This window comes from Mesorhizobium sp. M1A.F.Ca.IN.020.06.1.1, from assembly GCF_004023265.1.
Taxonomy (GTDB): domain Bacteria; phylum Pseudomonadota; class Alphaproteobacteria; order Rhizobiales; family Rhizobiaceae; genus Mesorhizobium.
In genome coordinates this window covers 1-7,248 of record NZ_RZSR01000223.1, presented here as the reverse complement: position 1 = coordinate 7,248, position 7,248 = coordinate 1, and the positions used below count along the sequence as shown (strand labels likewise).

Here is a 7,248-nt window from a genome sequence, read left to right as displayed (position 1 = left end):
CCGCAGGGCCAACCGGCAACCGTCATCCGCCAGCATCTATCATACCGAGATCATCGCCGACGTTGCAGTGCCGGAGCGCGGCGAGACCGTCCGCTTCTTCAGCCGCAAGCTCCTCCGCCCCGGCAAGTTGCGCAGCGTCTCCAACAAGGATCTGCGCGAAAGCCTGCTATCCATGTTCTATCTCGGGGTGGCGGCGGTGCTGCCGGTGGCCTGGTGGGCGCCGATCTGCGATTGGGTTTCGACGCTTCGACGCAAGCGTCATTTTCGCAAGGATTTCGCGCGGTATGACGTGGCGATCAAAGCGGTGCTTGGCGATGATGCCGACACGCGAAGCCTTTTCAGGGGACATCTCGCCGCCGCGCATCGCCGCCGTCTGATGCTTGCCGCTCATCTGGCGCCTGGCAGGCGCTGGTCGCCGGCGATCCGGCTGGAAGGCATCGACGGCTTGCGCGAGGCCTTGCAGCGCGGCCGCGGCGCCATCGTCTGGTGCGATCAGTTCGTCGCCCAGACCATCATGGGCAAGCGCGCCCTCTTCGAAGCCGGCATCGAAGCGCACCAGGTGAGCGTCAACTTCCACGGCTTTTCGGAAAGCAAATTCGGCCTGCATGTGATCAACAAGCCGCTGGTCGAGGTCGAAAACCGGTTTCTGAAGAGCCGCATCGTCTTTGAGCGCGCCGAAGCCTACCAGGTTACGGCGCGCATCCAGAAGGCGCTGAAGGAGAACGGAGTCGTGCTGATGACCAACACCATCCACGCGGGATCTACCTTCACCGAGAGCGCCATGGGCGAGCGTGGCTGGACCCACCTCGCCTCGGCGCCGGCGAATTTTGCGGCGCGCGCCGGCGCTGCGCTGTTTGGCATGTCGACCCTGGAGACAGTGCCCTTTCGCGAATACCGGGCGATCGTCAGTCCCGAACTGAAGCCCAACGCTGTCCAGCCTGCATCCCGGCCGGCAAAGGACGTGGCGGCAAAGAACCTCGTTCTGCAAGCGGCCTATATCCTGCTCAAGCGCGACCGGCTGCTGGAAGCGGTCAAACTGCATCCCGAGCAGATGATGGCCTGGTCCAGCGCCAACCGGCTCACCGGACAGCAGGATCAAGCCGCGATCGGCGCCGACGCCGCATAATGCATTTCCCCCAGACGCGCAGCGGTTTTGGGTCAACGACATGCATCAGAACGAAGACTGAAAAGTGCGTCGCCTGAACCTGTTCAGCTCGAGGGGCTTGAGCTCAGTGCTTGCTTAAGGATGGCGGCGACGCTCCGCGCGCCATCCGCCGTCACCGCCGGTTCGTCCGGCTCCGGTTCTTCCAGGGTCGCGAACTGGCTGTCGACCAGACTCGCCGGCATGAAATGGCCTTTGCGCCCCGACACCCGTCGCCGGGCAGTCTCGCGATCGATCTTCAGATAGAGGAAGACGATGCCCGGGCAAAAGCTGAGCAGCCGGTTCCGGTAGCTGCGCTTCAGCGCCGAACAGGCCGCCACCGGCTTGTGTCCCTCGCCGACGGAGGCTGCGATGCGCTCGCCGATGGCATCGAGCCAACCCTCGCGCAACGCATCCGTCAGCGGCTCGCCGCGCGCCATGCGCGCCACGTTTTTCGGCGGATGCAACCGGTCGCCCTCGATGAAGACCGCGCCCAGCGCCTCGGCCAGCGCTTCGCCCATCACCGTCTTGCCGCAGCCGGCGACCCCCATCACGACTATGGCCGGCGCTGACCGGATGTCGTTCAATGGAAACCTCCGACGGCTGTGACCTTACGATCCTTCATCCACAGTCAGCGGCTTGCCGGCGCACGGCCATAGAGCAAAAGCATGGCCACGATCACGACGCCGTAAATGATCTGCCGCCCCGCCTCCGGCATCTGCATGACCGACAGGATCGATTGCAGCAGCGTGATCAGGATCACGCCGGCGACGGTGCCAAGATATGAGCCGCGGCCGCCGAGGATCGAAGTGCCGCCCAGCACCACGGCGGCGATCGACGGCAACAGATAGGCGTCGCCCATCGACTGCGCCGCCTTCGATGCGTAGCCCGCGAGCAGGACGCCCCCGAAGGCCGAGAGCCCGCCGGAGACGGCAAAGGCAATCAGCACCACGCGGCGCGTGTCGATTCCGGAAAGATAGGCGGCGCGCTCACGGTTACCGATGCCGTAAACGACGCGGCCGAAGGAGGTGCGGGTCAGCACGAAAACCATTGCCGCCCCTATCAGCGCCCAGATGATCACCGCGTTCGGCACCCCCGGAATGGTGAAGCCGGTCGCAAGGTAGCGCATCGCCGCTGTCGCCGAATCCTGCGGCGAGAACCCGCCCGTATAGACCACCATCAGCCCTTGCGCGACGGCGTTGGTGGCTAGAGTGATGATCATCGAGGGAATGCGCAAATAAGCCACGCCGACGCCGTTGACGATGCCGATCGCGACCCCGCACAGGACGCCGAACGGGATGGCGAGCGCGACGCCGACCGGACCGTAGGCTGCAGCGGCACAGGCCATCATCGCGCCGGTCGCCACCGACCACGGCACGGAAAGGTCGATCTGGCCGAGCAGGATTACCAGCATCATGCCGGTGGCGATCACGCCGAGGAATGACGCGACCTTCAGCTGCTGCAGGAGATATTCCGGCGAGAGAAAACTGCGCGAATAGAGGCTACCTAGCAGAAGCAGGATAACGATGCAGGCAAAGGCGGTCGCCACCGCCGGATCGGCGCGGCGGATGAATTTCGGCATGCGGCTGGCGATGCCGCCAAGCGTCGTTTCGCTCACAGGAACCACTCCAGCCGGTTGCGCACCCGAAACAGCGCGAAGGCGCCGAGGCTGACCGCGATCAACAGGATGATGCCCTGGAACAGCGGCTGCCAGAGCGGGTCGAAATCGAAGACGAACAGCAGGTCGCCGATGGTGCGGAAGGCGAGCGCTCCGAAGATCGCGCCAATAGCGCTGCCTTTGCCCCCGAACAGCGAGACGCCGCCGAGCACAACGGCCGCGATCGAGAACAACGTGTAGGCATTGCCGCTCGCATAGGCAGCCTCGCCCGTATAGGTAAAGAAGGTGAGGAACAGGCCGCCAATCGCGGCAAGCAGTCCGGCCAGCGTATAGGCAAGGAACTTGCCCCTGCGGATCGGCACACCCGACATATAGGCTGCCGTTTCGGACGAGCCCGCAGCGTAAGCGGCGCGGCCGAGCTCGGAGCGGCGGAACGGCACCCACACGACAAGCACGACGACGAACAGCGCCATCAGGCTTGCCGGCACGACGCCGAAGAAGCGCCCTGTCAGGAAATCGGCGACGTCCTCGTTGACCGATCCGCCGGGAACCGGTCGCAAAAGCAGCGCGAGACCGAAATAGACGGCGCCCGTGGCTATCGTAGCGACGATCGGCTGCAGGCGCCCGTAGATCACGATGGCGCCGTTGATTGCCCCGCAGACGAGCCCGGTGCCAAGCACAGCCACCAATCCGAACGCCGTCTCGAGACCCGTGCCGATGACGAGCCAGGAAGCCATGCAATTGGTCAGCGTGAAGATCATGCCGACCGAGAGATCGATGCCGGCGGTGATCACAACCAGCGTTTGCGCCATCGCCACGAAGGCAAGCAGAACGCCCTTGTTCGCCGCCGTCTGCACGACATTGGCCGTGAAGCCGGCTGGATGATTGCCGCTGTAGATCGCGAACATGACGATGAAGATGGCGAACGCCAGCAGCGTCCCGCGCTGCTCGGCCAGCCAATAGCGCCAATCCTTCACGCGCCCTCTCCTTGCTCTGCCCGCTCGCTGCCGCCGTGGATATTCAGCGCGCTGGCGATCAGCGCGTGCTCGGTGATATCGGCGCCAACCAGCTCGCGCTTGATGGCGCCGTCATAAAGCACGAGCACGCGGTCGCAGCAGCCGATCAGCTCGTCATAGTCGGTCGAATAAAACAATATCGCGGCGCCGGCGTCGGCGAGCTTACGCATCAGCTGATAGAGCTCCTGCTTGGTGCCGACATCGATGCCGCGCGTCGGATCGTTGAGCAGAATGATGCGCGGCTGCCGCATCAGCCATTTGGCGATCACCACCTTCTGCTGGTTGCCGCCGGACAGCGCCCCGACAGGGATATCGAGCCCCGCCGTCTTGATGGCCAGTAATTCAACCATGTCATCGATCAGCCGCTGCTCGGCGGCACGGTCGATGACGCTGGCCTTGGACAGCCTGTCTAGTGCTGCGAAGGAAAGGTTCTCGCGCACCGTCATCGGCAGCATCAGCCCTTCCGTCTTGCGGTCTTCCGGGATCAGCGCCATGCCGATACGGTCATCGCTGGCGGCTGCCGGGCTGGCAATCGAAACCTTCTTGCCGTCGACCAGGATCTGCCCGGAAAGACCTCGCAGAACGCCGAAGAACGCCAGCAGCAGCTCACGCTGACCCTGGCCGTCGAGCCCGCCCAATCCTACGACCTCGCCGGCCGCAACCGAGAGCGAGATATTGTCCAGCCTATCGCTCCAGGACAGGTTGCGCGCCTCCAGCACAGAAGCTGCAACCGTCTGGGGCCCGGGCGGCTTCGGCGGAAAGATGTGGCTGTATTCCCGGCCGATCATCAGTTCCACGACTTCGTTGTCGCTCTTCGACCCGGCCGGATAGCTGGCGACATTGCGGCCATTGCGAAACACCGTGCACTGGTCGGCAAGCTCGGAGATCTCGTTCATTCGGTGGGAGATGTAAAGCAGCGCCAGCCCTTCCTGGCGCAACCGCTTCAGCACCTCGAAGACCTTCGCGACATCGGCGGCGGTCAGCGCCGACGTCGCTTCGTCGAGGATCAGGATGCGCGGCTTCCTGGCCAACGCCTTGGCGATCTCGACCATCTGTCGGCGCGAGAGCGGCAGGTCCTTGATCAGCGCCAGGGGGTGAATATCGGAGGCACCCGCGCGGGCAAGCGCCTGTTCCGCGAGGCGCCGTTGCGCCTTGCGGTCGATCATGCCGAAGCGTTTCGGCGGGTCCGATATGACGATGTTGTCGGCTACGCTCAGCTCCGGAATGAGCGACAGCTCCTGGAAGATGCAGACGATGCCGGCCTGGTTTGCCGCGGCGGGCGAAGCAAATGTCACCTCGCGGCCGTCCAGGGTCATGGTACCTTCATCCGGCGCGACGACACCGGCCATGACCTTGATCAAAGTCGATTTGCCGGCGCCGTTCTCACCGAGAATGGCGTGGATGCTGCCGGCCGTGACGGTGAGATCGGCCTTTTCCAGGGCGCGCACGCCGCCATAGCGCTTGGATATGCCTTCCATGCGGAAGAGCGGAGCCGCGCCGTTCATCAGCCCTCCCCAGGCCAGTTCGTGATTGGCATCAAGCGGCCGGCGCCGCGGCTTCCGCGACGCCGGTCCGTCAGACTATTTGTTTTCCTTGGTCTGGCCCATGATTTCCTGCGCGGTGAAATTGATGCCGCAGGTCGGGAAGGAATTGCCGACGAAGAAATTGTCGGACTGATCGGGGAAGTAGTCCTGCCCTGCCTTGAAGTTCGGATCCTCGACGATGGCCAAAGGCAGCTTGACCGACTGCGGCACGACATTGCCTTCGAGCGCGGCAATCGCCGTCTTGATGGCAACGGCAACCTGCGCCGGGCCGGTACCGGCCGACGAACATTTCAGCCCGTCCGCCGCATGCGCCGCGCAGAATTTGCGGAAGCCGTTTTCCGTCTCGCCGCCGAACGGCACGAACGGATGCTTGGCGTCGATCATCGCCTGCACGATGCCGGTATCGCCGCCTTGCCCTGTGATGCCGTCGAACGGTCCGCTGGTGGCGATCGCGTCGGCCGTGGCTTTCTGCGCCACGCCGTCGTCCCACTTGCCGACGACTTCGGTGACATCCCATTTCTTGCCCGACGCGTTGAGAACCTCGTGAATGCCATTGTGCCGGTCGGTATCGACGGAGGTACCCGCGACACCGCGCACCTCAAGCACTTTGCCGCCGTTCGGAACGTGCGAGACCAGCCATTTGCCCCACAATTCGCCGAGCCCCTTCTGGTCGACATTGACGTTGATGGCGTCCTTGGTGTCGAGGATGTTGTCGAAGGCAACCAGGATGACACCGGCTTCCTTGGCGCGCTTGATCACGGGCCCGAACGCGGTCGGGTTCTGGGCGTTGACGACGATCGCGTCGAAGCCGGAGTCGATGAAGTTATTGATCGCCGAGATCTGCGCCGGCACATCCTCGCCGGTCGATACCACCTTGAATTCCTTCAGCTTCTTGGCGACGTCCGGCTGCGCGGCATAGGCTTTGGCCGTCTGGATCATCTGGATGCGCCAGGTATTGGCGATATAGCCGTTCGCGAGCGCGATACGATAGGGCCCTTCCTTCTTCGGATATTTGAAGAATTGTGTGTCGGCCGCCCAGGGCGCGAAGCAGTCGGGCTCGGCCGAGGGCCCTTTGACGATTTCCGGATCGGCGATCGCCGACGAGCTCAGCATGACAAATGCAGTGGCGGCAACCACACCGCCAACAAGTGACTTGATCATCAGTATTCCTCCCAGTTGCAGTTCTGCTTGTTGATTAAGTCCTGGCGTCTTGGCCGGCACCTCCTGCCGCATCCAATCGCCTGCCGGCCGACCTTTGCCGCCCGCTGCCTCCTCTTGCCTCGCCTGAGGGCAATTCAGCAAACTATCATATTATACATAATAAACAAGCACGGACTGTTTGCTTATGTATAATAAACAGCGCCTCGCGTCTGCCATCTTATTGCTCGACGCAGAAGATGGTAGCGCTACCATGCAAGGTAGTAAACCGGCATTTGCACAGTCGTCTTTGCGTGTTTCAACGTGCGGTGCTCTCGCGGCGAATGAGCTCGAAACCGAGATCGACAACCCTCTGCTGGGGCCTCCGGCCCGCAATCGCCGCCAGCGCCATCGCCACTGCCTGCCGTCCGATTTCATAACGATGCGTGCGAACGCTGGTGACCGACGGGAACGCCGCCTGCATCATGTCGAGGTCGTTGAAGCCGACGATGCCGATGGCCTTAGGTACCGCGATGGCGGCGCGGCGACATTCGAACAAGACCCCCAGCGCGATATCGTCATTGTTGCAGAAGACGCCGTCGAGCGACGGCATCTTGGCCAGAGCATCGCGCAAAAGCTCGCGGCCGAGCGTCACGCTGGACAGTAGCGGCGTGGTGGTGACCAGGCGGGGATCGAACAGGCCGGCCGACTCCATGGCCGCGCGATAGCCGGCAAGGCGCCGCTGCGAGCGCGGGTCCATGCGCGCGCCGATGAAACCGATGCGCCGATAAC

7 protein-coding genes are annotated in these 7,248 nt (G+C 63.5%); 1 reads left to right on the top strand and 6 read right to left on the bottom strand.

Features of this window, described 5'->3' with window-relative positions:
- Nucleotides 1–1,126: hypothetical protein (locus EOA60_RS12460; RefSeq protein WP_128311412.1), on the top strand; the 1,126-nt coding region annotated here is incomplete at its 5' end.
- Between the two features lie 83 nt (nucleotides 1,127–1,209).
- Here the strand turns inward: EOA60_RS12460 and EOA60_RS12455 are convergent.
- The 6 genes from EOA60_RS12455 to EOA60_RS12430 all read right to left on the bottom strand — a co-directional run.
- Nucleotides 1,210–1,692, bottom strand: coding sequence for a gluconokinase (locus EOA60_RS12455; protein WP_082954084.1), 483 nt, complete (start codon nucleotides 1,690–1,692; stop codon nucleotides 1,210–1,212).
- A gap of 80 nt (nucleotides 1,693–1,772) precedes the next feature.
- Nucleotides 1,773–2,759 carry an ABC transporter permease gene (locus tag EOA60_RS12450; protein WP_095802329.1) on the bottom strand — a complete coding sequence of 329 codons (987 nt, stop codon included), beginning with the start codon at nucleotides 2,757–2,759 and terminating at the stop codon, nucleotides 1,773–1,775.
- The gene (locus tag EOA60_RS12445) at nucleotides 2,756–3,736 is read right to left on the bottom strand and encodes an ABC transporter permease (RefSeq protein WP_066990536.1); all 981 of its coding nucleotides are present in this window, start codon (nucleotides 3,734–3,736) and stop codon (nucleotides 2,756–2,758) included. Before EOA60_RS12445 ends, EOA60_RS12450 begins: the two co-directional genes overlap by 4 nt.
- Nucleotides 3,733–5,280, bottom strand: coding sequence for a sugar ABC transporter ATP-binding protein (locus EOA60_RS12440; RefSeq protein WP_095824964.1), 1,548 nt, complete (start codon nucleotides 5,278–5,280; stop codon nucleotides 3,733–3,735). Before EOA60_RS12440 ends, EOA60_RS12445 begins: the two co-directional genes overlap by 4 nt.
- 75 nt (nucleotides 5,281–5,355) lie before the next feature.
- Complete coding sequence (locus tag EOA60_RS12435; RefSeq protein WP_066990529.1) at nucleotides 5,356–6,480, bottom strand: sugar ABC transporter substrate-binding protein; 1,125 nt, start codon at nucleotides 6,478–6,480, stop codon at nucleotides 5,356–5,358.
- 295 nt (nucleotides 6,481–6,775) lie between these two features.
- On the bottom strand, nucleotides 6,776–7,248 hold a 473-nt coding region (locus EOA60_RS12430; protein WP_164899282.1), incomplete at its 5' end, for a substrate-binding domain-containing protein.

Excerpts from the sequence above, each read along its gene's own strand:
- EOA60_RS12455 (WP_082954084.1), bottom strand. The coding sequence starts at position 1,692 with ATGGGGGTCGCCGGCTGCGGCAAGACGGTGATGGGCGAAGCGCTGGCC.
- EOA60_RS12435 (WP_066990529.1), bottom strand. The coding sequence starts at position 6,480 with ATGATCAAGTCACTTGTTGGCGGTGTGGTTGCCGCCACTGCATTTGTC.
- EOA60_RS12440 (WP_095824964.1), bottom strand. The coding sequence starts at position 5,280 with ATGAACGGCGCGGCTCCGCTCTTCCGCATGGAAGGCATATCCAAGCGC.